The organism is Methylotuvimicrobium buryatense 5G (assembly GCF_000341735.1).
GTDB lineage: Bacteria > Pseudomonadota > Gammaproteobacteria > Methylococcales > Methylomonadaceae > Methylotuvimicrobium > Methylotuvimicrobium buryatense.
Genome location: NZ_KB455575.1, coordinates 888189 through 914111 on the forward strand (window position 1 = coordinate 888189; position 25923 = coordinate 914111).

The following is a 25923-nucleotide window of genomic DNA, read 5'->3' on the forward strand; positions in this document are numbered from 1 at the left end:
ACCATGGCTGAAGCAGAACAGGCAACAGAAGCACAAGTGACGACCGGAGAGGTCGCTGAAGTCAGTGATTTTTCGGCTTTATTGAACAAAGAATTTAAACCGAAATCCGATCGAGCGAAACAAGAAGTCGAAAATGCAGTTCAAACGCTGGCCGAGTTTGTTTTAAAGGACACTTCGTTGGTATCCGACGATGCGATAGCTTCGATCGAGGCTATCATCGCGCAAATCGACAGTAAACTGACCGAACAAATCAACAAAATACTTCATCATGAAGACTTTAAAAAACTAGAAGGGACTTGGCGAGGACTGCATTACCTGGTCAACAATACCGAAACCGACGAGATGCTTAAAATTCGGGTCATGAACATCTCAAAGAATGAGTTGGGTAAGACGCTCAAGAAGTTCAAAGGGACGGCTTGGGATCAGAGTCCTTTGTTCAAAAAATTGTATGAAGAAGAATATGGTCAATTCGGTGGCGAACCCTTCGGCTGTTTAATGGGAGACTATTATTTTGATCATTCACCACCCGACGTCGAACTCTTGAATCAAATTGCGAAAATTTCCGCCGCATCCCATGCGCCGTTTATTACAGGTTTGTCGCCGACTACATTGCAAATGGACTCATGGGGTGAATTAGCTAACCCTAGAGATTTGACCAAAATCTTTTCCACCCCCGAGTATGCGGCTTGGCGATCGTTACGAGATTCCGACGATTCCAAATATTTGGGAATGGCGATGCCGAGATTTTTGTCCCGTCTGCCTTATGGAGCAAAAACTGACCCGGTCGAGGAATTCGATTTCGAAGAAGATACCGAAGCGGCCAACAGCGCCAATTATACTTGGTCTAACGCGGCCTATGCGATGGCGACCAACATTAACCGCTCATTTAAACTTTATGGCTGGTGTTCAAGAATTCGCGGCATAGAATCCGGCGGTGCGGTCGAAGGTTTACCGGTCCATACCTTTCCGACCGATGACGGCGGCGTCGATATGAAATGCCCGACCGAGATCGCGATCAGCGACCGCCGCGAAGCGGAATTGGCTAAATCCGGATTTATGCCATTGATTCACAAGAAAAACTCGGATTTCGCCGCATTTATCGGTGCGCAGTCGCTGCATAAACCGGCCGAATACGACGATCCCGATGCAACGGCAAATGCCAACCTGGCTGCGAGATTGCCGTATTTGTTCGCAACTTGCCGATTCGCGCATTATTTGAAATGTATCGTTAGGGATAAAATCGGTTCATTCAAAGAGCGTGCCGATATGGAAAGATGGCTCAATAGCTGGATCAGTAATTACGTTTTGACCAATCCGGCATTGGCGACGGAAGAGGATAAAGCCATTCGTCCTTTGTCTGCCGCAGAGGTGGTCGTTGAAGAAGTCGAAGGTAATCCGGGGTACTATGCGTCTAAATTTTATTTGAGACCGCATTATCAGTTGGAAGGCTTGACTGTTTCCTTACGACTCACTTCCAAATTGCCTTCACAAAAAGGCGGCTGATGATTGTAAGAGGGGTTTAAGCGATAGATAAACTCTCTTGGAAATTGGTTAAATCCTTTTTGAGATTATTCATCAGCAGTTTGTAATTCTATTTATTTCTGTAAATTATGAGGATAAACAATGATCTTATTAAAATTTGAACCCGAATTGAAAGGCGATTCCAAAGTAGATAAGCATGATGGTTGGATAACCATAGATTCAGTGCAATGGGGGACCGGGCGCGCCGTAAGTTCTAGCGGAACCGGCGCCGACCGTGATACCAGTAATCCATCCTTTTCCGAAGTCACATGCACTAAAAGTATGGATATTGCCTCTGCTCAGTTAATGCAGGAAGCGGCCTGCGGTAAAACGTTGGATAAAGCGACTTTTCATTTTATTCAAACAGGCGGAAAAGATGTTTCCGGACAAGAGTTTGTGGAAATTATTTTAGAAAAACCGCTGATCAGCAGCTATAGCATGAGCAGTGGAGGTGAAAGACCGAATGAATCCTTTTCCATAAACTATGTTGGCATCACATTACAATATAACCAATTCGAAGAAGGCGGAACTGTTAAAAAAGGCGAAGCTAAAGGTTATGATTTAAAAACCAATAAAGCCAAAAATAAAATCTGATAACTCCCCGTTCTAGCTGAATAGTGGTTGTAGTATTTTTTTGAAAGTTCAGCTAGGCGAATGAATTAAAGGAGCTACTCATACTTCAGAATGGGCGGTTTGTGCCGCCCACTTTTTATCTATACTCATCGTAGATCAAAATTCGGCACCGGGGTGCCCGTCAAAGGACGCCGTAAATACGTCCACGTAGGCTCTATGCCAGCTCCATGCTGACAAAGCCTTTGCCGGACACCCTGGTACCTTCTTGGATACAACCGAAATTTGAAGTGCGAAAGGTATATGGAATGACGCTAGCCGAGGACCGATACATGTTAAGCAGTGAACAAGCATTGAAAGACGGTAATCTTGAACAAGCATTGGCCGACATTCAACAGGCCGTGAGAAAAGATCCAGCCAATGTCAAAAATAGAATTTTCCTCTTTCAATTATTATCGGTTATAGGTCAATGGGAAAGAGCGTTGACCCAACTCAATGTCTTGGCTGACATGGATGCGGCAACTCTGGCGATGGTACAAACCTATCGTGAGGCACTTCGTTGCGAAGTATTGCGTAAAGAAGTTTTCTCAGGCTTGAAAACACCGTTGATTTTTGGCGAGCCTCAACAATGGATGGCCTTGTTGTTGCAATCTCTCAACCTCGCTGCGCAAGAAAAATACCAGGAGGCTCAAAACCTGCGCAATCAAGCTTTTGATGGCGCTCCGGCCACGGCCGGTTCAATTGATGGCGAACGTTTTGACTGGTTGGCGGATGCCGATGTCCGGCTCGGCCCCATGCTCGAAGCAATCATTAATGGGCAATATTATTGGGTTCCTTTTCAACATATCAACACTATCCAAATAGAATTGCCCGAAGACCTGCGCGATTTGGTTTGGATGCCTGTGCATTTTGCTTGGCAAAATGGCGGCGAAGCGGTCGGGTTTATTCCGACACGTTATGTCAACTCCGAAACTAATCCGGATGCGGCTATTCAACTGGCGCGCAAGACCGAATGGCAAGAACCGCATGATGGGTTATTCATCGGTCTGGGACAGCGCTTATTAAGCACTAATCACAATGATTATGCCTTGATGGATGTCCGTGAAATTAGTTTTGATGGCACTGATAACATATAAGTCATGGCCGAATTAACCCAAAAAGAACGCCTCCAACCTTCGTTACTCGATCGATTGACGGATGATGAGCCGAACAATCGGGTTGAATCCAGAGATAAGCGGGTGTTATCGATGCAGAGATTGAGGCAGTCGGTCCTGCGCGACGTTTCCTGGCTATTGAATGCCGATTCGTTCGAATCCGTTGCCGATTTAACGGATTATCCGGAAGTCGCTCAGTCGGTTATCAATTTCGGCATACAAAATCTAGCAGGTACTTCCGTGGTCGGCGCGGACTTGACCAATATAGAAAGAAAACTTAAACAAGCCATTTCCGTCTTTGAGCCGCGAATTCTTCCCAATAGTTTGTCGGTTAAAGTATTGTCGGCGGATGTCATGAGTCATCAAGCTATCAGTTTCGACATCGAGGCCAATCTTTGGGCGCAGCCCCTTCCGATACATCTTTATTTACGGACTGAGATCGATGTATTGACCGGCGACGTGAATCTACGCGACATGGGCGGTTAAGGCATGGACCCGAAATTATTGCGCTATTACAACACGGAACTGCACCATTTGAGGGAAATGGGCGGCGAATTCGCCGTCGAGTTCCCTAAGATTGCAGCGCGCTTGGGTATGGATAGCTTTGAATGCGCCGATCCTTATGTCGAAAGATTATTAGAAGGATTTGCCTTTTTGGCGGCACGCGTCCAATTGAAGCTCGATGCCGAGTTTCCCCGATTTACCCAGCATTTGCTGGAAATGATCTATCCGAATTATCTCGAGCCGACACCGTCTATGGCCGTCGTGCAATTTCAACCCGATTTAACGGAAGGTTCGTTAAATGAAGGTTTTACGATAGAAAGAGCAACCGCGTTACGCAGCCAGACGACAAAAGGCGAACAAACCCCCTGCGAATATCGCACCGCGCACGAAATCAAACTTTGGCCTTTACAAATCCACGAAGCGGAATATCTGCCCAATCTTGGGGCCGTGGCAAACCTCTGCGCACATAATCTGACCGGGGTAAAAGCCGCGATTCGCATCCGGCTCAAAACCACGGCAGGTTTGAAATTCAATGAGTTAAAATTGGATTCCTTACCCGTTTTTTTAAGAGGGCATGGCGAATTGCCGATGCACTTGTATGAACAATTGATTGGCGATTCGTTAGCCGTTTGCATGCAGCCGACCGAAAAACCTTATCGCTGGCAACATTTAGTCAAAGATAATGCGGTAACCCGGATAGGCTTTTCCGATGAAGAAGCCTTGCTCAATTATTCGCCTCGTTCTTTCCAGGGGTACCGTCTTCTGCAAGAATATTTTGCCTTTCCGGAACGCTTTATGTTTGCAGAATTTAACGGTTTCGCTCAAGCGTTGAATCAGTGCGATGCCGAAGAGATGGATTTAATCGTTCTGCTAAAACGAAGTCACGCAAAACTGATTAATGCCGTCGATAGATCTCAATTTGCGTTGTTTTGTACTCCGGCGATCAATCTGTTTCCCAAGCATGCCGATCCTATTTATATCGATCGGAAGTCGTCCGAATTTCATATCATTCCGGACCGCTCCAGACCGATGGACTTTGAAATTTGCCAAGTCAAGGAGGTCATTGGCATTGGGAGCGGGGGCGTCAATGAAAAAAAGGAATTTCAGCCGTTTTATCGATACAGCGACGAACGCAGCCATGACGTCCGGCCTGCTTATTATTCGTTACATCGGCAACAACGGATAGCTTCGTCGAAACAAAAACGTCAAGGACCGCGATCGAGTTATATCGGCAATGAGACCTTTATTACGCTGGTCGACGGGCAATCGGCGCCTTACAGTAACGACCTTAAACAACTATCGATCAAGGCGCTTTGTAGTAATCGCGATTTACCGTTGCTGATGCCGTTGGGCGGAGGAAAAACCGACTTCACGATGCAGAAGGGCGCGCCGGTACAAAACATCCGTTGCCTTTCAGGTCCCACTAAACCTCGGTCGTCGACCGCCTATGGCAATGTCAATTGGAGTTTAATCAATCATTTGTCGATGAACTATTTAAGTTTAATCGACCGTAATGACAAAGAAGGTGCCGTCGCTCTGAGAAGTTTATTGAAGTTATATAGCGAATACAATGTTGCCGCTATTACTAATCAGATCGAGGGATTGTTGTCGATTCAAGCGAAAGATATCGTCAGGCGGATCAATACGGCCGGCCCTATCGTTTTTGGGCGCGGCTTAGAAATAACCTTGAACTTCGAAGAGTCTGCTTTTGAAGGCAGCGGCGTCTTCTTGATGGGAGCAGTGCTGGAAAATTTTTTAGCCCGCTATGTTTCAATTAACTCGTTTACCGAAACCGTGGTCAAGTCCCCGGATCGGGGAGAAATCATTAGATGGCCGGCGAGAATAGGTCGAAGAAAAACGATTTAATCGAAGGTTTACTCGAACAGCCGCATCAGTATGATTTTTTTCATGCCTTACGGTTGATTGAATGTAGTCATGACGATAAACCTTTGATAGGACAATCCAGTCGGCCTGTAGACGACGCGGTAAGGTTTGGTCAAGAAGTCTCCATGGCATTTGAGTCGTCGACATTGAGTCAATTTATTACGGCTCACGAAGGGAAGCCGGCCCGATTGACACAGCGTTTTTTAGGACTGTTCGGACCCAACGGTCCGATGCCCTTGCATCTGACCGAATATGTGCGAAGCCGGGAGCATAATTTTCATGATCATACTCTGGCCCGATTTGGCGATATTTTTCATCACCGCATGGTTGCGTTGTTCTATCGCGCCAAAGCGGATGCCGAACCTGCTTTCAGTTTCGACCGACCTGACCAAAACCGATTTGGCGATTATTTAGGAGGGTTAGCCGGGATCGGCGATGAAGTGTTTCAAGATCGCGATGCGATGCCGGATCTGGCCAAGTTTCATTACATAGGCCATTTAGCGAATCAGGCTAAAAATGCCGACGGGCTGGTCGCTATCCTGGCCGATTTCTATAAATTACCGGTGCGACTCAATGAGTTCATCGGCGAATGGTTACAGATAGAAAACGAGGATTTGACCCGATTGGGTGAATCGGCCCAAACCGGTAGATTGGGCGAGTCGGTCGTATTGGGCTCCAGAGTTTGGAGTTGTCAGCATAAATTCCGGATTCTGTTCGGGCCTTTGACCCTAACAGAGTATGTCAGTTTGCTGCCTTCCGGTCAGCGATTGGAAAAACTGATTGCGATCGTACGAAACTACAGCGGCTTTGAGTTCGATTGGGATGTTAATCTAATCTTGAAAAATGACGAGGTACCGATGAGTCAATTGGACGGCTGCACGCGACTGGGTTGGACTAGCTGGCTTGGCGAGCGGCACAGCACTGAAGATGCGAACGATCTGTTGCTGAATCCGATACGGTAATGAGTCGATATAAGCTGGTGAGCAGTAAACAGTAAACAGTGAGCAGTCAGCGGAATTTGTGTCTAGATTTTGCCTGAAAACCAAGGAACGAGCATGAAATAGCTACGACAACTTTTGGAATAGGGTTCGGTGGCTTGCTTAACAGGTGTCGGCGGCAAGAATATCCGCCGTAAAGCATACAAGGACGTATTCAAGACGTTCTGTCAAGCGAGTCACCGAACCGCTAGAAAGCTGAGTGCTGTAGAGTTTTTCATTTGCATGTTTTTAAGTGATAACAGGTGCCGTTGTTTGAGCGCAGATCTTTATACGGGTCAATTCAATGATTATTTTGGGAGTGAGTTATGGGCGATATCAGCCGTGTCGCGTTATTCGGTAAGCTGAATAAAGTGTGCTACAAATCCATAGAGGGCGCTACCGTGTTTTGTAAAATGCGCGGCAATCCTTATGTAGAATTAACGCATTGGTTGCATCAGATTCTTCAGTTGCAAGACTCGGATCTCCATAAAATCATTCGTCAATTCAATCTCGACCCCTCCAAATTGGCGCGCGACTTTACCGAATCTTTGGATCGCCTCCCAAGAGGCTCTACATCGATTTCCGATTTATCGTCGCATGTCGAAGAGGCTGTCGAGAGAGGATGGGTATACGGTACATTAATGTTCGGCGAATCGCAGGTACGTTCGGGACATTTGGTTGTCGGCATTCTTAAAACGAAGGGTTTGAATCATGCCTTGCTCGAAATTTCCAACGAATTTGGAAAAGTCAAGCCGGATACCTTAACCGAACGTTTCGCGGAGATTGTCAGCGGCTCGCCTGAAGAAGGTCTGCATTCAAGCGACGGTTTTCAAGTCGGAGGAGGGGCTGTTCCGGGCGAAGCCAGCGGCGCGATGTCGCCGGCGCAGATGGGTAAACAAGAAGCCTTGAAACAATTCACTGTCGATTTAACCGAACAGGCGCGACAAGGCAAGATGGACCCGATCGTTGGGCGCGATGAAGAAATCCGGCAGGTCATCGATATTTTGATGCGTCGACGTCAAAACAACCCGATATTGACTGGCGAGGCCGGCGTCGGCAAAACTGCCGTCGTTGAAGGCTTCGCGCAGAAGATCGTCGCCGGGGACGTGCCGCCGTCCTTGCTGGACGTCACGTTGCGTACGCTTGATGTCGGTTTGCTGCAGGCAGGCGCCAGTATGAAAGGCGAATTCGAGAACCGCTTACGTCAAGTGATCGAGGAAGTGCAATCATCCGAAAAACCTATCATTTTGTTTATCGACGAAGCGCATACCTTGGTCGGCGCTGGCGGCGCAGCCGGCACCGGCGATGCAGCGAATCTTTTAAAACCGGCTCTGGCTCGAGGTACGCTCAGAACCGTCGCGGCTACGACTTGGGCCGAATATAAGAAACATATAGAAAAAGATCCGGCATTGACGCGGCGCTTTCAAGTCGTGCAAGTACTGGAGCCGAATGAGGAAAAAGCGATACTGATGATGCGAGGTGTCGCATCGGTCATGGAAAAACACCATCAGGTTCAAATACTCGATGAGGCTCTGGAAGCTGCGGTAAAGCTGTCTCACCGATATATTCCCGCCAGGCAGTTGCCCGATAAATCGGTTAGTTTGCTAGATACTGCATCGGCACGCGTAGCAATCAGCCAGCATGCCGTTCCTGCCGCAGTCGATGATTGCCGAAAACGGATTAACGGATTGGATACGGAATTGGCGATCATCGGCAGAGAAAAGTCGGTTGGCGTCGATATCAAAGACCGCGAAACGATTGTTCTGGAAAAACTTAAAGCCGAAAAAGATCGCTTGGCGTTGTTAGAAGAGCGCTGGAATAACGAACGTGAGCTCGTAAAAAACATTTTAGATATTCGTCAAAAACTGCGAGAACAGGGCGGTAAAGTCGAGGGGACCGACAGCAAACTCGAAAAGGCGGTTGACGAAGTTGCGGGAGTCGATTCCGAATCGGCAACACGCAATGGTCTGCTTGAGGATTTAAAAAACTTGCTATCTCAATTGCATGATTTGCAAGGCGAATCGCCGTTGATTTTACCGAGCGTCGATGCTCAAGCCGTGGCTTCCGTCGTCGGCGATTGGACCGGAATTCCAGTCGGGCGTATGGTCAAGAATGAAATCGAGACCATCATTCATCTGGCCGATGCCATCGAGCAGCGCATCATCGGACAACGTCATGCGTTGGAAATGATAGCGCGGCGCATACAAACCTCGCGCGCTGGCCTCGATAATCCGAATAAACCGATCGGCGTGTTCATGCTGGCCGGTACGTCGGGAGTCGGAAAAACCGAAACAGCCCTGGCCTTGGCCGAAGCCTTGTACGGCGGCGAGCAGAATGTCATCACAATTAACATGAGCGAATACCAGGAAGCGCATACCGTGTCGACGCTGAAAGGTGCTCCTCCGGGGTATGTCGGCTACGGCGAAGGCGGGGTGTTGACCGAAGCTGTTCGACGAAGACCCTATTCGGTCGTGCTGCTCGATGAAGTCGAAAAAGCGCATCCGGACGTTCATGAAATTTTCTTCCAGGTTTTCGATAAAGGCTGGATGGAAGACGGTGAAGGCCGGGTCATCGACTTCAAAAATACGCTGATTCTTTTGACTACCAATGCCGGTACCGAGCTGATCGCCAATCTCTGTAAAGATCCGGATTTGATGCCGGAGCCTGAAGGCATTGCCAAAGCCTTGAGGGAACCGTTGCTAAAAGTCTTTCCGCCGGCATTGTTGGGCCGTCTGGTCGTTATTCCATATTACCCGTTAAGCGACGAAATGATCGCCGCAATCGCGAAATTGCAGTTAAAACGTATCGAAAAACGTATTGTTGAAAATCATAAGGTACCGTTCAGTTATGATGAGGATGTTATTAAATTGATAGCCGAACGCTGTACCGAAGTCGAAAGCGGCGGCCGCATGATCGATGCGATATTGACCAATACGGTTTTGCCCAGTATCAGCTCCGAGTTTTTAACGCGGATGATGGAAGGTAAGACGATTGAAAGGGTGCATGTCGGTGTGGCGAATGGAGAGTTTATTTATGAGTTTTGAATCAAACTACTTATTGGGAATACTCGTTTCTTAAAGTCGTTAATGCAAATAATACAAAGGGGTGTATCTTATGTCTTTTTATCTAAATGTACCATTTGTCACACAACTTGGTATTGGCGCAGAGATCGGTAAACATCACGGACGGGATGATCCAACTGGATGCTGGTATGCCAGTTTGTGCATGGTTGGTTTTTATTTTGAAGCAGGGCCTCGGTTAGGTAACCCGGAATTATTTAAACGTCCTCTAGACAAACTTAAACACGGTACAGATGTCGGACATTTTCCTATAGGTGGTGATGCTGAATTAAAAATGATGCAGAACGAAGGATTAGAAGAAGTCCCTGAACCGGCTGATAAAAAATGGAAAAATTGGCAACTTGCGAAAATGCTTAAAGAGTATGGACCTTTAATGATGTCTTGGTGGGCTCCGGGGGCTCATGTTTCAGTTGTTATTGGTATAGACTCTGAAGCAAATGAAGTGATTTATCACGACCCGGAAAACGCGCCAAATTCTCGGATGTCGTTAAATAATTTTAACAGCAAATTAATGTGGGGGAACCGCGCATTGATGCGAAAAAAAGGAAAACCACATCAAGGTTGATAAATTTATCTCACTGGTTTTTGCGGACAAGAACCTATTCTAAAGTTCACCTTGATAGTCGCATTGCCGATTAAGAGAAGTTATTGATGACCGAATTCTTAGGTAGTCGATAAAATTATTATTCATAAAATTGAGGTATTTATGCCAGCTGTAGATCGCTTTCTTTCTGACCCTGTTGAGTTTATGCAAAATAACATCGTTTCAACTCCTGAAGGAGGTGATGTTAATAAAACAGGAGGTAAAAAATTTTTTACTCTGGAAAAACTTAATGGTCTTGCAAGTAGTCTCGAACGTCCAGGGGCGCAGATTGCAACTTATATGGCTCGGCCTGCAGGTAATGGAGGGAATGCTGAGGGCATAATGGAAATATATTGGTGCCCTTATCAGGATGACTCTATTCAGTCTACGACAGTAAGCAATGCTGCAAATATCATGTTTACTGCGCCGATGAACGGTTGCAGCTTTGGCGTTGGTTCTCCAGCCGAGGATGGTTCACGCTATGTCGCTCACATTAATATGAAATCGCAAAATAATGCATGGAACAAACAGGACGCTATCTTGAAGGGCAGCAAACTGGGAAGTACGATCGTGAGCCCGCATATGTATATGGGCTCGGATAAAGATCCTGTTCATGTGATCACTTTTGGTGTCCGTAACTCAAAAACTAGGCAATGGAGTTTTTATTACCAGCTTACCAAAATGGGTGTTGGCGCAAACGGTATTATTAAGACATTGATTGGAGTGTTTCCAGTCTGAAATTAAGTTAAGTAAGCAATGAAACTGACAGCATATAAGCTAAAAACCTTGATATAAACGAGCCAATAAAACCAGTTTTTTCAGTCGCCTCTGTTAGACCACTTTATAACCGGAATTTTATAAATCATGGCACAAAACAATAGATCCGTTACTGCCGATACTCCTTTAGGCGATGATCAGCTGGTTTTCTATCGTATGACGGGGACAGAATCCATCGGCAGATTGTTCGAGTTTGAGGTTGAGTTAGTGCGCGATCTGAAACTGGGCAGTGTTAAAGCCGATCAATTGTTGGGCAAAGGAATGACAGTCAAGCTGGATCTGCCCAACGGGGGCACGCGGTTTTTTAACGGTGAGATCGTGCAATTCAAGCATATAGGGCTCCGTAGTCGCTTCAGTTGTTACCGTGCAACATTAAGGCCTTGGTTATGGTATTTAACCTTAAATGCCGATTGCCGAATTTTTCAAGATAAATCGGTTATCGAAGTCATCAAAGCGGTATTAGACAACTATGCTTTTGCCGATGTTCTTTATAAATTGGACGGCGAATACAAAACCTTGGATTATTGCGTTCAATATAGAGAAAGCGATTTCGATTTCATTAGTCGCTTGATGGAACACGACGGCATCTTTTATTACTTCGAGCATCAAGACGGTAAACATAAATTAGTAATTACCGATTCGAATAAAGCTTTCGAAACTCAAAGCGGCTATCGGTCCATTCCTTATATGCCTCAGGGAAATATCGAGAGCCGTGAGCGCGATCATATTCACGAGTGGCTTCAAGAGAATCAAGTCACGGCAGGTAAATTCGAATTGAATGATTTCGATTTCGAAACGCCAAGCTCCGATTTAACGATCAAAAAACATAATCCGGGGGGGTATTCTCATTCCGGACAGGAAGTCTACGATTTTCCAGGAAAATTCTCGTCATCAACGGTAGACAGCAAGCTGGTCGATAAGCGCTTGGAAGAGCGGCAAAATGCCTATTCCATTAAGCGCGGTCAAGGCAATGCTTTGGGCCTCATTCCCGGTATGAAATTCACACTAAGCGATTTTTATTTTGACGAAGAAAACATCGAACATGTCGTTGTGTCGGCATCCTATATTATTCAAGGCGACGATAGCGTTTCAGGTATGGGTGGAGGCGGTGAGATTTTTCAATGCAGTTTCGACGCGATCGATGCAAAGCAAGCCTTTCGATCGCTCAGATCGACACCCAAACCTTCGGTTTCAGGGTCGCAGACCGCGATTGTCGTCGGCCCGTCGGGTGAGGAGATTTGGACCGATAAATACGGCCGCGTCAAGGTCCAGTTTCATTGGGACAGGGAAGGGCAAGACGATGAAAATAGCTCGTGTTGGGTCAGGGTTTCTCAGCCGATGGCCGGTAAGAAATGGGGTTGGGTTTCTTTGCCGCGGATCGGTCAAGAAGTCGTCGTCAGTTTTTTAGAGGGCGATCCGGACCGTCCGTTGATAACCGGGAGAGTTTACAACGACGATCAAATGCCGCCTTATGATTTACCTTCTAACAAAACCCAAAGCGGTATCAAGACCCGCAGTTCAAAAGAAGGTACGGCCGATAACTTCAACGAATTACGTTTCGAGGACAAAAAAGGCGAGGAAGAGGTTTACATCCACGCCGAAAAAGACCTTAATTGTGTAATCGAAAATAACGAGACTCGCAAGATCGGTTTAGATAAAAAAGACAAGGGCGATCAAACGATCGAGATCCAAAACGATAGAACCGTTACTTTGCACGACGGCAACGATAAGTTGAAAATTGAAACAGGCAATCGTAACATCGAGATCGATCAGGGTAATTATGACTTGAAGGTATCGACCGGCAATCATTCGATCAAGATTGATTCCGGTAAAAGCACGATTGAAGCGATGCAATCCATTGAGCTCAAAGTGGGCGGCAGCAGTATCGAAATCACCCAAGCAGGGATCACGATCAAAGGAACTATGATAAAAGTGGAGGGCAGTGCGATGTCTGAAATAAAGAGCCCAATGACCACGGTCAAAGGAGACGGCATGTTGATTCTGCAGGGCGGCTTGACAAAAATTAACTAGCGTATGGGCAATGACTGAAATAAATTTAATAAAAATAAAACAAGAAAAGGCTTCCGAAATCTCTGGGTTGTTCGAGTTAAGCGAATTAGGTCAATCGTTATTAACTCAAGACGTCACGCCTGCTGAATTTATTGAAAAATTAATACAAGAAGAATGTTTCACTGATTGTATTAATTTTATCGCTTATGGCTTACCCAAAAGAGAAGCGACATGGTGGGCTTGCTTGTGTGCTCGTAGTTGTCAAAGTACTCAAATGAATCCAAAGGATGCGAAGGCGGTGGAGTCGGCCGAAGCTTGGGTGTATAAGCCTATTCAAGAAAATGCTAAAGCCGCTTTTATTGCTGCGGAAGCGACAGATTTTAAAACGGCTGCCGGTTGGGCGGCAACAGCGGCATTTTGGAGCGGTGATAATCTTTCACCTTTGGATGACAATATTGTTCTTCCGGCTCCTGATCTTACCGCAAAAGCGGTTGCAGGCGCCATTATGCTGGCTGCTTCCCAAGATGGTGCCGCTCAGGTCAAAAACAGAAAGCAGACATTTATTCAGCAAGGCATTGATATTGCGAAGGGTGGCGACGGTCGTAAGGTTGTACAGTAATCAAATAAACTAACGGCTAGCCAAACCGTTTTATAACTTTCCCAATTCGAATTTCGGAATCGTGCTCCCTCTCTCAATCTCAAGATGTCCGATGAGATGGACTTTTAACCCTTCACGTTGTGAAAACCGAAATTTGATGATCGAACACAATTAAGGATTTGGTTGTAAATAACTTGGAGGGCTCGGTAACTCGATTGGCGGGTGTCGGCGGCAGGGAAAGCCGCCGTCAAGCCTACAAGGACGTATTCACGGCGTCCTGTCAAGCGAGTTACCGAACCCTCAACATAGCACATAGTCCCCGGACGTTATTTATCACGAAATCCTAAAGGAGCGAGTATGTTTCCAGCAGCTAGAGTGACAGACATGCATGTTTGTCCTATGGTTACAGGGGTAGTGCCCCATATAGGTGGGCCTATTTTACCGCCTGGAACCCCAACCGTATTGATAGGCAATTTACCGGCCGCAAAAGTCGGGGATATGGCGACTTGTGTGGGACCTCCGGATACCATTGTCAAAGGATCATCCACGGTATTGATTTGCAACATGCCTGCAGCGCGCTTATTGGATAATACTGCGCACGGCGGAGTCATTGTCGGTCCTGGTTGTCCGACCGTTTTAATAGGCGGTTAAAGCTTTCTTTTTATGCCCTAGCGCTAAAAAGGCAAAGCCAATAGTTGGCAAACGATTTTGGATTACGAGTTGGTCAATATCGAGCTTTTTGATACAGCACTAAAGTTACTGTGAAAGTTCGTAGATATAGACCCTTTATCTAATTTTTCGATATACGGCGCTCGACAGAGCGAATGCCGGTTCCGGAGAGGGTGCGGTTGCTCGACCGACAGGCGTCGGCGGCAGGGAAAGCCGCCGTCGAGCCTACAGGGATGTATTCACGGCGTCCTGTCGGGCGAGTGACCGTACCCTCCCCACCAGAGAACTTTCATTTGCCGGGGCGATGGCCAGGCCTTCATGAACGTTACTGTGAAAGTTCGCAAATCTAATTTTTCGATATGCAAAACCAAGCGCGCCAAGATTTTTCGCGAAAGCTGAAATGGGGTCCGTCCGATTTCAGCAGCGAAAAATGACTTGGCGATTATTGCCTTCGGCGGCCCCGATTCGCCCTGCGTCCGTGCCACTACGCCACATCATCGTATACTCGATGCGGCTCCGTAGCACTCCCACAAATGGCTTTACGCCGTGTCGCGATGCCTTGTATTTTGCCTCCGCCTGCGCTATTCGCGCAGACTCCGGCAAAACACCCGGCGCTACGGCTATCGGGGACTAAAAATCTTCACTTCGCTAACGCTCCGTTTCCAAGATTTTCAGCGAATGCTGTAAAAATGCCGGTTCCGAAGAGGTTGCGGTTACTCGATTGACAGATGTCGGAGTTATTTCATGCGCGTTCCTAAACAAATTTCCAGGTAAGCTGTTTTATGGCCCAAAACAATCGATCCGTGACAGCCGAGACTCCGCTCGGAGACGATCAGCTCATCTTCTACCGGTTGACAGGTAAGGAAGAAATCGGCCGATTGTTCGAATTCGACGTCGAGCTGATTCGCGATCAAAAACTGGGAGGCGTCAAGGCCGATCGATTGCTCGGCAAGGGCATGACCGTCAATCTCGATCTGCCGAACGGAACGACGCGTCATATCAACGGCGAGATCGTGCAATTCAAACATACCGGCCTGCGCGGACGCTATATTACCTATCTAGCTACGTTGAGGCCTTGGCTATGGTATTTGACGTTGAATGCCGATTGCCGAATATTCCAGGATAAATCGGTCATCGATGTCATCAAGGAAGTCTTCAGCCGCTACTCCTTCGCCGACGTTCAATACAAACTGGATGGCGATTATCAGCCTTTGGATTATTGCGTGCAATATCGCGAAAGCGACTTCGATTTCATCAGCCGCCTGATGGAGCACGAAGGCATCTTTTATTTCTTCGAGCATGACAATGGCAAACATACTTTGGTCATCGCCGATTCGAACAAAGCATTTCAGATTCGGAGCGGTTATCAGACCATTCCTTATTTTCCGCTCGGCAACACAGACAGCCGCCAACGCGATCATATTTTCGAATGGCTCCAGGAAAATCAGGTAACGACAGGAAAATACGAACTCAACGATTTCGATTTCGAATCGCCCAGCTCCGATTTGACGATCAAGAAGCACAATCCCGGCGGCTATTCGCATAGCGATCAAGAGATCTATGACTTTCCGGGAAAATTTACCGTATCATCGGTCGATACCAAGCTGGTCGATAAGCGACTGGAAGAGCGGCAAAATGCTTATTCGTTGAAACGCGGCCAAGGTAATGCTTCGGCGTTGATTCCCGGTATGAAGTTTTCGCTCGCGGATTTCTATTTCTCGGAAGAAAACAAGGAGCACATCGTCGTGTCGGCTTCTTATGCGATTCAAGGCGACGATCTTGAATCGAGCATGAGTGGAGCGGGTGAGATATTCCAGTGTACTTTTGCCGCGATCGATGCCGCTCAGGCTTTTCGTCCGGAAAGACTCACTCGGAAGCCGATCGTTTCCGGCTCTCAGACTGCGATTGTCGTGGGTCCGTCAGGCGAAGAGATTTGGACCGATAAATACGGCCGCGTCAAGGTGCAGTTTCATTGGGATAGGGAAGGGCAAGACGATGAAAACAGTTCGTGTTGGGTCAGGGTTTCTCATCCGATGGCCGGTAAGAAATGGGGTTGGATATCGTTGCCGCGCATCGGCCAAGAAGTGGTCGTCAGTTTCCTGGAAGGCGATCCGGATCGGCCTCTGATCACCGGACGAGTCTATAACGACGAGCAAATGCCGCCTTATGAGTTGCCAACCAATAAAACGCAAAGCGGTATCAAGACCCGCAGTAGTAAGGCAGGTACTGCTGATAATTTTAATGAAATCCGTTTCGAGGACAAGAAAGGCTCCGAACAGCTTTTCATCCATGCTGAAAAAAATCAAGACATCGAAGTCGAAAACAACGAGACGCACTGGGTAGGCAACGACCGCAGTAAAAACATCGATCATGATGAAACAACCGTCGTCGGGCACGACCGAACCGAGACGGTCGGCAATAATGAGACGATCACAATCGGCGTCAATCGCACCGAAACGGTCGGTTCTAACGAGTCGATCACGGTCGGCTCGAACAGAACGCGCAATGTCGGCCAAAACGAAGTCGTCAATGTCGGCTTGACCCGTACCCACAATGTCGGCGTCAACGAAATGATCAACGTCGGTGCGGCACAAGAAATTACGGTAGGCGCCGCGCAAACCATTACGGTCGGTCTGACTCAGGCCGTGACGGTAGGTAAGGATCTGAATGAAACGGTAGGCAACAATCGCAGTGCCAGCGTCGGCAAGGACAATTCTCTCAGCATCGGAAAGAATCTGACGATCGATGCCGGCGACCAAGTCGTGATCAAGACGGGCAAGGCCAGCATCACGATGAAAAAAGACGGCACGATCACGATTCAGGGCAAGAACATTACGATAAAAGGCAGCGGCGAAATCAATGCGAAGGCCGACAAAAATGTAGTAATCAAAGGTAAAAAAATCCTGCAAAATTAATATATACTTCGCGCGGCCACATTTGCTGGTAAGCTGACGCGCTCTTTTTTCCGATAGCGGCCTTACCTACATGGATGTAGGTAAGGGGCGTGAGCAGGAGCGGAAGCTTTGCGAAAACAGTTACATAGCTTGCTATGCGCCTGTTTTCGCGCCTTGCTCTCGAACAAAATAGCAATTGCCATAAAAGCCTCAAACATGACCGCGCGAAGTATAATTTTTCGGAGACGCAAGCATGACCGATGTTTTGACCAAACCAACGAATCAGCTTTACACAGAAAATGCCATCACAGAAAAGATCGACGGCGTGGTTGTCGGTTTATTGATTGGATTCGACGGTCAAGGCGCGCCTCTGGTCGGTTTCACTGGTAATCCTCAGGCTGAGGCAGCGCCGGCCCGTTCGACCGCGAACCTGACGCGCGAGGATATCGGCTGCGAGGTGGCATTATTGTTCGAAAATGGCGACCCGGCGAGGCCGCTGATCATCGGACGCATGCAACAGCCGGTTATTTCAACCGAAAAGCCGAATGAACAAGCTTTCAATGCAGAAATAGACGGCGAACGGGTAGTCCTGCAAGCCAATCAGGAAATCGTGTTGCGCTGCGGCAAGGCCAGCATCACGTTGACCCGCGCCGGTAAAATCATCATCCGAGGCGCTTATATTCTCAATCGCTCGTCCGGCGTCAATCGCATCAAGGGCGGCTCGGTGCAAATCAACTGATATGGATCTGATCAACGCCACCCGCATGCAGGCAGCCTATACTCAAGGCTTGCAAGTCGATGGCCGAGAACTGTTGGTGGTCGTGATCAAAGGGACCTTTCAGATACCCGAGTTGGCCAATATTGTCCCGCAGCTAGCCGAGGAGCAAACTCCATTGGTTTTCGCCGATACTTTCACCGGAGAACCGGGATTTTCAGCGCCCATTTATGAAAGCGACTTCGCGCCCAGAAAACCACGCTGCGACGTGTTGCTGCTCGGAACCGCCTATGCGCCGGAAGGCACGCCGGTCAATCAAATTCCGGTCGGCCTTAAAGTCGGCGATTTTAAGAAAGTATTTCGCGTCGTCGGCGATCGCGTTTGGCAAGCGGGTATCGGCGGCATCGAGGCGAAGCCGCCGGCGCCGTTTTTGCAAATTCCGATCACCTATGATCGCGCCTTCGGCGGATTGGACGATTTTCATGTCGATCCCGAAAAACACAGCGCCTATCGGCCTAATCCGGTAGGCGTTGGCTATCACGCCATGCTAAGCAGCGAACTCGTGAACGGCGCGCCGATGCCGAATACCGAGGAGAGCGAACGTTCGATTACGAATCCCGCCGGCGACTATCGACCGATGTCTTTCGGTCCGGTCGGGCGCAGTTGGGAGCCGCGTTATCGTCTAGCCGGAACCTATGATCAACACTGGACCGACCATATTTTTCCGTTTCTACCGCCCGATTTCGACGAAGCCTATTTTCAGGCGGCGCCGCCCGATCAACAAATTCCGTATTTGCAAGGCGGAGAAGAGATCGTGTTGGCCAATCTGACGCCGTCGGGACGAAGCCGTTTTTGGCTGCCTAAAATAGACATGCCGGTCGTGTTTTTTCCGAAAAAAGGGGGCAAGGAAGAAACCCGGGCGATGATCGATACCTTGATCATCGAGCCTGATTTGGGGCGATTCACGATCACCTGGCGCATCGCACGACCGTTGAAGAAGAGCATGTTCGAAGTTTCACAAGTATTGGTCGGCGAAATGTCTCGGGCTTGGTGGCGTGCTCGGGAGATAGGCAAAACCTATTATCCTTCGTTGGCGCATTTGGCTAAAGCCAATCGACCGGAAGCGGAGGAGGAAAGTTGAGTAATCCTACTCCCTTTATACTCAAAAAATGGTTAACTTTATGAAGGTATGGGATGTGGCTAGCGAGGATGTCGGCAGCAGGGAGAGCTGCCGCCAAGCCCCCATGGAGTGGTTCACGGCGGTCCTCGATAGACACATCTCATACCTTTTATTCTTAGACGGTTTTTCGTACAAAAGGGAGTAAATGAAAATTTATTTGGATAATTGTTGTTTCAACAGGCCCTTTGACGATCAGTCCCGGCTAAGAATCAAGCTTGAATCAGAGGCAAAATTAAAGATTCAAGAAGATATTCGCGCAGGTATCTTTGGGTTGGTATGGTCATATATTTTAGACTATGAAAATAGTAGAAATCCTTTTCATGAGCGAAGAGAACAACTTTCAAAATGGCGCAATTATGCCCAAGACGATATAGAAGCTAGCACGGAGCTTATTGAAATTGCAAACCGTATTACCGCAATTGGGATCAAGAAGACCGATTCGCTTCATATCGCCTGTGCAATTATGGCAAATTCTGATTATTTTCTAACTACTGATGACGGCATTATTAAAAAATCCATATCAATCGATGATGTCAAGATTACCGATCCCATTGGTTTTATAAAAGAAGTGATGCAATGATTACCGATACCGAAATTAAAACAAAAGGCATGCAGATCCTTTCCGACTATCTCGGAGATGTCGAAGCGGAACGATTTATCGCTTTGATTCAGAGAGAGCCTTTCGATTACACAAAGTGGCATCAAGAACAGGATGATTCAATGACTATCGAAGAACTGAGTGAACATGCAATGGCTTTGCGAAAAAAACTCGAGCAAACAACCAAATAGCATGCCGACCTTTTCTCCAAAGACCGCTAAGGGATGACCTCATGAGCTTTCCTTTGGCGATTACCGGTACCGGCCTGGTCACTGGCGTCGGCCTTGATGCGCCGGCGAGCTGTGCCGCGATACGCTGTGCGATCGACAATTTTCAGGAAACCCGCTTCATGGACCAAGGCGGCGAGTGGATCATGGGCTGCGAAGTGCCGCTCGAACAGCCGTGGCGCGGCAAAACAAAGCTGATCAAAATGGCCGCCGCTGCGATCCGAGAATGCTTGTCCGGCAACCCGTTGATCAATCCCGTCGAGACGCCATTATTGCTTTGTTTGTCGGAGCGCGACAGAAAAGGCCGGGTAATCGACGACGACAATCAGTTTTTTCATGATTTGTTGGAAGAACTGCAACTGGAATTTCATGAAAAATCACTGGTCATTGCCGGAGGGCATGTCGGCGTCGCACTCGCGCTGAGACATGCCAGGCCGCTCATTCAGGAATTGAAACTCAAACATGTGTTGATTGCAGCAACCGATAGTCTTCTTGTCGCGCAATCCTTAGCGCACTATGAAGAACACGAGCGCTTGCTGACCAGTCAAAACTCCAACGGATTCATACCCGGCGAGGCGGGGGCGGCGCTCATCATAGAACCGACTTACGCAAAGCCGGAGCCACAGCTCATTTGCCATGGCCTAGGATTTGCTGTTGAAAAAGCTCACATTGACTCGGAAGAACCATTGATAGCAGATGGCTTAACTGCGGCTTTGAAAGAGTCGCTAATCGATGCCGGTTGCGGTGAAAGCATCCTCGAATTCAAAATCACCGACATTGCAGGCGAACAATATCATTTTAAAGAATCGAGCATCGCTTTCAGCCGCGTCGACCGTACTAAGCGAGAAGAATTCGACATTTGGCATCCTGCGGATTGTATCGGCGAAACCGGTTCGGCAATTGGCTTGGTTATGCTTGGATATCTGAAATCCGCCTGCGAAAAAAATTATAGTAAGGGGAATCACATTTGGGCCCATCTAGGCAATGACGACGGTAAGCGGGCTTCTATGATATTGGCTTGGCAAACGGTAGGAGCAAAATAATGGCGAATGAAGTGTATGCTAACGGCATGGAACTAGCCTGTAAAGCAGGCTCTGGAAAAACCATCGCTTCGTTTCCGGACGTTTGTTTTACCCCGCCGGAAAATCCGGCGACGCCGCCTGGCGTTCCTATTCCCTACCCGAATACTGGATTTGCCTCTGATACCACGAAAGGTAGCAAAAACGTGAAAATCACGGGCAAAGAAGTCATGCTGAAAAATAAGTCTTACTTCAAGAAATCGACCGGCGACGAGGCAGGGTCGGCTGCCAAAAAAGGGGTAATTTCAAGTACCAATAGAGGAAAAGTTTATTTCATCAAATGGTCGATGAATGTCAAATTTGAAGGAGAGAATGTTGATCGGCATTTGGACTTAACGACTGATAACCATGCAAGCCCAATGGCTAATGAGGCAGTTCCTTGGATATTTTCTGACCGGATGGCAATGGGTAATATTGGTGAATGTGCAGATGAAAAAAATAATGTTGAATCGAAGTGTGGCGATCTTAATAAACCGGTTAAGTGCCCCACCTCAGGATACGAATTAGTTGAAGCACGAAAGAAAAATTCCGGCAAAAGTAAGGCTGAAAAACAGGCTTTAGAGCGGAAACTAGGTGGGGAAATGCAAAGAGATCCTTGCCAGAAGGCCTTGCGCTGTTTTTTATCGCCATATGAACCTAATAAATGTTGCCCTGGACAGACACCTGATCACTTAATCGATGTCAAATCATTTGTCGAAGCTGGACAGGATCGAACAACGGGAAAACGAAAGCCAGGCTGGGATAAATATAATGACAAGGACGCACCCTCCATGTGCGTCGAAGGCGGTGCGGCTACCTGCTCAACTCATGGTGTATTGTCGACCAAGCGTAAAGCTTTTGTTAACCAGATGGGAGGAAAAGGAGCGGAGACAGATTTAGAAACACTTGCCATTGTTGGCGCAGTGACAGCCTCTGATACGTTTAAAGGGTGCAGTGTCGAGTGTTTAGAAGCCCAACTGCTTGATTATCACAGAAAGGTCCAGGATAACAACGCTAAGGTATCTATGTCACAGTTTGGACTTGGAGAGAGTGCTCCTTGGAAACAAGGTATATCAGTCAGAGCAGCAAAACTAGCCAAATCGTGGCTGGGATGAAAGTTTAGGATATCTAAAATGCAAATGAGTAATGTAAATTTTACAAATCCAGGGATTTCTTTTGTAACAGGAGCTCCCATTTCCTGTGATACTGGATTGTTGATACTTTCAATTGATGAACTTTTTCATGATAAGGAGCCACACAGCTTACTCGTAGTTAAGGATCATGACGTCACCAACGGTATTCTAGTTTCATCAAATTGCTGTGATGTTATTCTCGCAAATGAAGGTGGAAATCTTAACGGTTACTTTCTTGGCGAAGACGGTGGGATATGGTTTTACAACGGTAATACTATAGAGGCATCCGATCCCATTACTTCAAACAAAAATTTCGGAGCACTTAGGTCCCAAGCCTTTTCTTCTAATTCATATCATATAGTTGCGGGGGGAGGAAACACTGCTTTCCTAAAAAAAACCACTTCCGAATGGAAAGATCAGGAAATCAAAATGAGCCAGGATATTGAACAATTTAAATATGTAGGCTTTGAAAAAATAGTGGCACTACCTGAAGGATCATTCTATCTATTCGGTTGGCATGGGATTGGAATTTTATTCGCTGACAATCGTAGCACGAGATTAGATTTGCCAACAAATCTAGATATTTATGACGCTGTTCTAACTAACGATGGCTTTATATACACTTGTGGTGATCAAGGAACCATTCTTAGGGGGCGTGGCTTAAACGATTGGTCGATAATAAACAATGAAATTACTGGCGATAAGCTTTGGGGTATCTGTTCATTTGAGGGAAGGACTTTCGTATGCAGTATGAATTCAATCTATGAAATTGTCGATAACGAATTACAATTTATAGAATATTCAGAATTTAGCGACATACCCAGTTTCACTTACCGACTTAAGACTTGCATAGACTGTGTTTGGTCCATCGGTTCCAAGCAATTAGTGCAATATGACGGATCTGATTGGCGAGAGCTAATGCTACTTTCATAACTTATACCCTGAAACTATGGACGAGCGGTCACAAATAACTCTTCAATGGCATCTCGTTCTTACGGCGAATGAACGTAAGCTAGATTTACCTTGGCAATTCACCTTCGGACGGAGCAATGATTCTGTAATGTCCGTCAATGTTTCTGGGCGGCTTTAATGAAGGTTTGCTGGCGCGAAACCGCCCTACGAATCTAAATTGATATTCGGGAGATGGCATGCCGAATTATCGGCGTAATTTTGTGCCGGGCGGTTGTTATTTTTTTTACGGTCAATTTTCTGGAACGTAAACGGGATTTGTTGGCCGACCATATCGATTTGATGTGTGCTGCCGAGTAACCCTACTCTGTTCCGATTCCGTACTTTCATAGTAACGTTCATGAAGGCTTTGCCATCGTCCCAGTAAATGAAAGTGCGAGGCGTTGGGGAAGGTGCGGTCACTCGCCCGACAGGACGCCGTGAATACGTCCATGTAGGCTCGGCGGCGGCTATCCCTGCCGCCGACGCCTATCGGTCGAGCAACCGCACCCTCTTCGGAACCGGCATTTTTACAGAATATTTTTGCATATCGAAAAACCTGATTAGCAAGTTTCTTCAGCTAAAGCCCAAAAACCAGGAGATCCTAGCAGGACGGGGTTTTCAACCTCGTCCTAAACGTTTCGACTTTGGCCGAAGTAAGCCGAAATGTTTAGGGCAAACCGAAACTTGGGGACGGGTTAAATAACCCGTCCCGCAGAAGTGGCTGCGGCTACAACTGGCCTCCGCTCGGACACTTGGCTTCGGCAAGCTGAAGCATCTTGCTAATCAGGTCGAAAAATTAGATAAAAAGTCTAAAACTACGAACTTTCATAGTAATAAGCTTCGCCGTACAAAATTTGCCTATTCTGTACTTTAGGCCCTTAATAGACTTTATGGAGGCATTGACGATGTCATTCCCGGCAACAACTGAACCGATGTCCCCCGAGGAATTCCTCGAATGGGAGGAACGGCAAAAAGATAAACACGAATTCATCGGTGGCGAGATTTTTGCGATGGTTGGCGTGACGCGTCAGCATGCCACGATAGCCGGGAACCTTTTTCGATTCCTTGGAAACCACCTTGCAGGGACTCCCTGCCGTGTCTACATGTCTGACATGAAATTGAAATTGGATTTGGCGGATGCGTTTTTTTATCCGGACGTATTTGTCACCTGTTCCGAGTCGGATCATAAAGCCGAATGCTATATGTCCGAACCGCGTTTGATCATCGAAGTCTTGTCCGAATCCACGGAAGCATATGACCGGGGAGAGAAGTTTGCCAACTATAGAAAGTTTTCATCCTTGGCCGAATATGTATTAATCGACCCGGTTGCCCGTAAGGCGGAAATCTTTCGGCGGGACGATACCGGGCATTGGGTTTTGTATGAATTCTGTGAGAATGAACCGGTTTTTTTTTCAAGCGTAGACTTGGCAATCGATTGCGCTACGCTTTTCGAGAATGCCGATTAATATCATTCATCAACTATCCGAATAGAAACCAGGTAAACGCAATTTGCAAACTCCCAGCGTAATAACCAAAAGAATCATTCCCCAGATTCTCGAACAACACGCCGAAGAAACGGCTTTTCTGTGGATATTACGCAGTTATGCCGTCTATGCCCCGCATTATCGCTTGGAAGACTTGGCAAAACTCGACAGCCGCATCGAAGCGCATCTGGACGGTTTACGAATTGCCGGGAGCGAGGCTTGGCAGTTATGCGAAGAGGCCTTAAAATTCGGCGAACCGGGGGAGGTCTTTGCCGCAGGAATCTTGGCGCTGGAGAGCAAGTATGCGAATCGTCTCGAACGCGTTCTTGAAACAGTGACGCAATTTCCGGAAGCATTGCGCGGTCTGGTTTCGGCGTTCGGTTGGGTTGCGCCGCAACGACTTGCCGGTACGGTCAAAAGCTATTTGACATCGGATTCGCCTTTACTCATACAGATTGGCATTGCCGCCTGCGCAGTTCATCGCGCCGATCCGAGCTTGGTTCTCGCTAAGACTATCGCTGATGACCAAGCACCGGCTTCGCTAAAGGCCTGTGCATTAAGAGCCGCGGGGCAACTCAAACGCCGTGATTTGATTGAACCGATTCAGGATCAGCTAAAAGCGGACGATGAAGCAGTCCAATTTTGGGCCGCCTGGTCCTCAGTGCTGTTAGGCGATAGGATACGAGCGATCGAAACATTGAAAACGTCTGCTTGCATCAAGTCCCCGTTGGGCCAGCGCGCGTTTGATTTGCTATTACGCGCAATGTCTCCCATTGATGCGCATCGCTGGCTGAAAAACTTGGCTCGATATCCGGAATGGCAACGCGATTTGGTCGTCGGCGTCGGCATCATCGGCGATCCGTTTTACGTTCCTTGGCTGATCAAGCAAATGAGCATTCCCGAGTTGTCGCGAGTGGCCGGCGAGGCGTTCAGCAGCATCACCGGCGTCGATATCGCTTATGAAGATTTGGATGACGAACCGCCGCAAGGCTTCGATGCGGGGCCTACCGAAAATCCGGCAGATGAAGATGTAACGATGGACAGCGACGAAGACTTGCCTTGGCCTTGCCCTCTAAAAATAGCCGCTTGGTGGGACACGAACAAGGGACGTTTCAACCAAGGCGTTCGCTATTTTTCAGGCATGCCGATCTCGGAATTGCAGTGTAAACGCATATTGACCGAAGGTTATCAGCGCCAGCGTAAGTCGGCGGCCTTGGAACTTGCTTTAATGCAAGTTGAAGCGCCTCTGTTCGAAGTGCGCGCACCAGGATGGCGGCAACAATCATGGTTAAGCGAATAAGCGGGGAGAACGTTTCATGTCGATATCCATTGCAGGATTGATTTTTTTGCTCGTTT

At 47.5% G+C, this 25923-nt stretch carries 23 protein-coding genes; all 23 read left to right on the forward strand.

Annotated features, from left to right (window positions below; translation table 11 throughout):
- The first annotated feature begins 3 nt into the window (after nt 1-3).
- The gene (gene tssC / locus METBU_RS0104065) at nt 4-1503 is read left to right on the forward strand and encodes a type VI secretion system contractile sheath large subunit (protein ID WP_017839413.1); all 1500 of its coding nucleotides are present in this window, start codon (nt 4-6) and stop codon (nt 1501-1503) included.
- 120 nt (nt 1504-1623) lie between these two features.
- Complete coding sequence (locus tag METBU_RS0104070) at nt 1624-2115, forward strand: Hcp family type VI secretion system effector (RefSeq protein WP_014148412.1); 492 nt, start codon at nt 1624-1626, stop codon at nt 2113-2115.
- 308 nt (nt 2116-2423) lie between these two features.
- Nucleotides 2424-3227 (forward strand): type VI secretion system accessory protein TagJ, encoded by an 804-nt coding sequence (locus tag METBU_RS0104075; protein WP_026130017.1) that lies wholly within the window; start codon nt 2424-2426, stop codon nt 3225-3227.
- A 3-nt stretch (nt 3228-3230) separates the two neighbouring features.
- Entirely contained in the window at nt 3231-3731 is a 501-nt protein-coding gene (tssE, locus tag METBU_RS0104080) for a type VI secretion system baseplate subunit TssE (protein WP_014148414.1), read from the forward strand.
- A 3-nt stretch (nt 3732-3734) separates the two neighbouring features.
- Nucleotides 3735-5615 carry a type VI secretion system baseplate subunit TssF gene (gene tssF / locus METBU_RS0104085; RefSeq protein ID WP_017839415.1) on the forward strand — a complete coding sequence of 627 codons (1881 nt, stop codon included), beginning with the start codon at nt 3735-3737 and terminating at the stop codon, nt 5613-5615.
- Complete coding sequence (tssG, locus tag METBU_RS0104090; protein WP_026130398.1) at nt 5579-6595, forward strand: type VI secretion system baseplate subunit TssG; 1017 nt, start codon at nt 5579-5581, stop codon at nt 6593-6595. The genes tssF and tssG overlap by 37 nt, the downstream gene beginning before the upstream one ends.
- Before the next feature lie 341 nt (nt 6596-6936).
- Nucleotides 6937-9654 carry a type VI secretion system ATPase TssH gene (tssH, locus tag METBU_RS0104095; RefSeq protein ID WP_017839417.1) on the forward strand — a complete coding sequence of 906 codons (2718 nt, stop codon included), beginning with the start codon at nt 6937-6939 and terminating at the stop codon, nt 9652-9654.
- Between the two features lie 70 nt (nt 9655-9724).
- On the forward strand, nt 9725-10255 hold the full coding sequence (locus tag METBU_RS0104100; RefSeq protein WP_014148418.1) for a papain-like cysteine protease family protein: 531 nt from the start codon (nt 9725-9727) through the stop codon (nt 10253-10255).
- 141 nt (nt 10256-10396) lie between these two features.
- Nucleotides 10397-11011 (forward strand): hypothetical protein, encoded by a 615-nt coding sequence (locus tag METBU_RS0104105; protein WP_017839418.1) that lies wholly within the window; start codon nt 10397-10399, stop codon nt 11009-11011.
- A gap of 126 nt (nt 11012-11137) precedes the next feature.
- Entirely contained in the window at nt 11138-13081 is a 1944-nt protein-coding gene (locus tag METBU_RS0104110) for a type VI secretion system Vgr family protein (RefSeq protein WP_017839419.1), read from the forward strand.
- Between the two features lie 10 nt (nt 13082-13091).
- Entirely contained in the window at nt 13092-13679 is a 588-nt protein-coding gene (locus tag METBU_RS0104115; protein WP_017839420.1) for a DUF6931 family protein, read from the forward strand.
- Between the two features lie 378 nt (nt 13680-14057).
- Nucleotides 14058-14309 (forward strand): PAAR domain-containing protein, encoded by a 252-nt coding sequence (locus tag METBU_RS0104120; protein ID WP_328285800.1) that lies wholly within the window; start codon nt 14058-14060, stop codon nt 14307-14309.
- A gap of 800 nt (nt 14310-15109) precedes the next feature.
- On the forward strand, nt 15110-17242 hold the full coding sequence (locus METBU_RS0104130) for a type VI secretion system Vgr family protein (protein WP_017839423.1): 2133 nt from the start codon (nt 15110-15112) through the stop codon (nt 17240-17242).
- 232 nt (nt 17243-17474) lie between these two features.
- Nucleotides 17475-17960, forward strand: coding sequence for a DUF6484 domain-containing protein (locus METBU_RS0104140; protein ID WP_014148424.1), 486 nt, complete (start codon nt 17475-17477; stop codon nt 17958-17960).
- A gap of 1 nt (nt 17961) precedes the next feature.
- Nucleotides 17962-19077 carry a DUF2169 family type VI secretion system accessory protein gene (locus METBU_RS0104145; protein WP_017839425.1) on the forward strand — a complete coding sequence of 372 codons (1116 nt, stop codon included), beginning with the start codon at nt 17962-17964 and terminating at the stop codon, nt 19075-19077.
- A 184-nt stretch (nt 19078-19261) separates the two neighbouring features.
- On the forward strand, nt 19262-19696 hold the full coding sequence (locus tag METBU_RS0104155; RefSeq protein ID WP_017839427.1) for a hypothetical protein: 435 nt from the start codon (nt 19262-19264) through the stop codon (nt 19694-19696).
- Entirely contained in the window at nt 19693-19905 is a 213-nt protein-coding gene (locus tag METBU_RS0104160; RefSeq protein ID WP_017839428.1) for a hypothetical protein, read from the forward strand. The genes METBU_RS0104155 and METBU_RS0104160 overlap by 4 nt, the downstream gene beginning before the upstream one ends.
- Nucleotides 19906-19946: 41 nt before the next feature.
- Nucleotides 19947-20984: a 3-oxoacyl-ACP synthase gene (locus METBU_RS0104165; protein ID WP_017839429.1), complete on the forward strand. Its 1038-nt coding sequence runs from the start codon at nt 19947-19949 to the stop codon at nt 20982-20984.
- A complete protein-coding gene (locus tag METBU_RS23240; RefSeq protein WP_017839430.1) occupies nt 20984-22114 on the forward strand; it encodes an HNH/endonuclease VII fold toxin-2 domain-containing protein in 1131 nt (376 codons plus the stop codon). The genes METBU_RS0104165 and METBU_RS23240 overlap by 1 nt, the downstream gene beginning before the upstream one ends.
- An 18-nt stretch (nt 22115-22132) precedes the next feature.
- Complete coding sequence (locus tag METBU_RS0104175; protein WP_017839431.1) at nt 22133-23065, forward strand: hypothetical protein; 933 nt, start codon at nt 22133-22135, stop codon at nt 23063-23065.
- 210 nt (nt 23066-23275) lie between these two features.
- Nucleotides 23276-23401: a hypothetical protein gene (locus METBU_RS28925; protein WP_017839432.1), complete on the forward strand. Its 126-nt coding sequence runs from the start codon at nt 23276-23278 to the stop codon at nt 23399-23401.
- A 587-nt stretch (nt 23402-23988) separates the two neighbouring features.
- Nucleotides 23989-24549, forward strand: coding sequence for a Uma2 family endonuclease (locus tag METBU_RS0104190; RefSeq protein WP_017839434.1), 561 nt, complete (start codon nt 23989-23991; stop codon nt 24547-24549).
- Nucleotides 24550-24592: 43 nt separating this feature from the next.
- Entirely contained in the window at nt 24593-25867 is a 1275-nt protein-coding gene (locus tag METBU_RS0104195) for a TIGR02270 family protein (RefSeq protein ID WP_017839435.1), read from the forward strand.
- Nucleotides 25868-25923 lie beyond the last annotated feature (56 nt).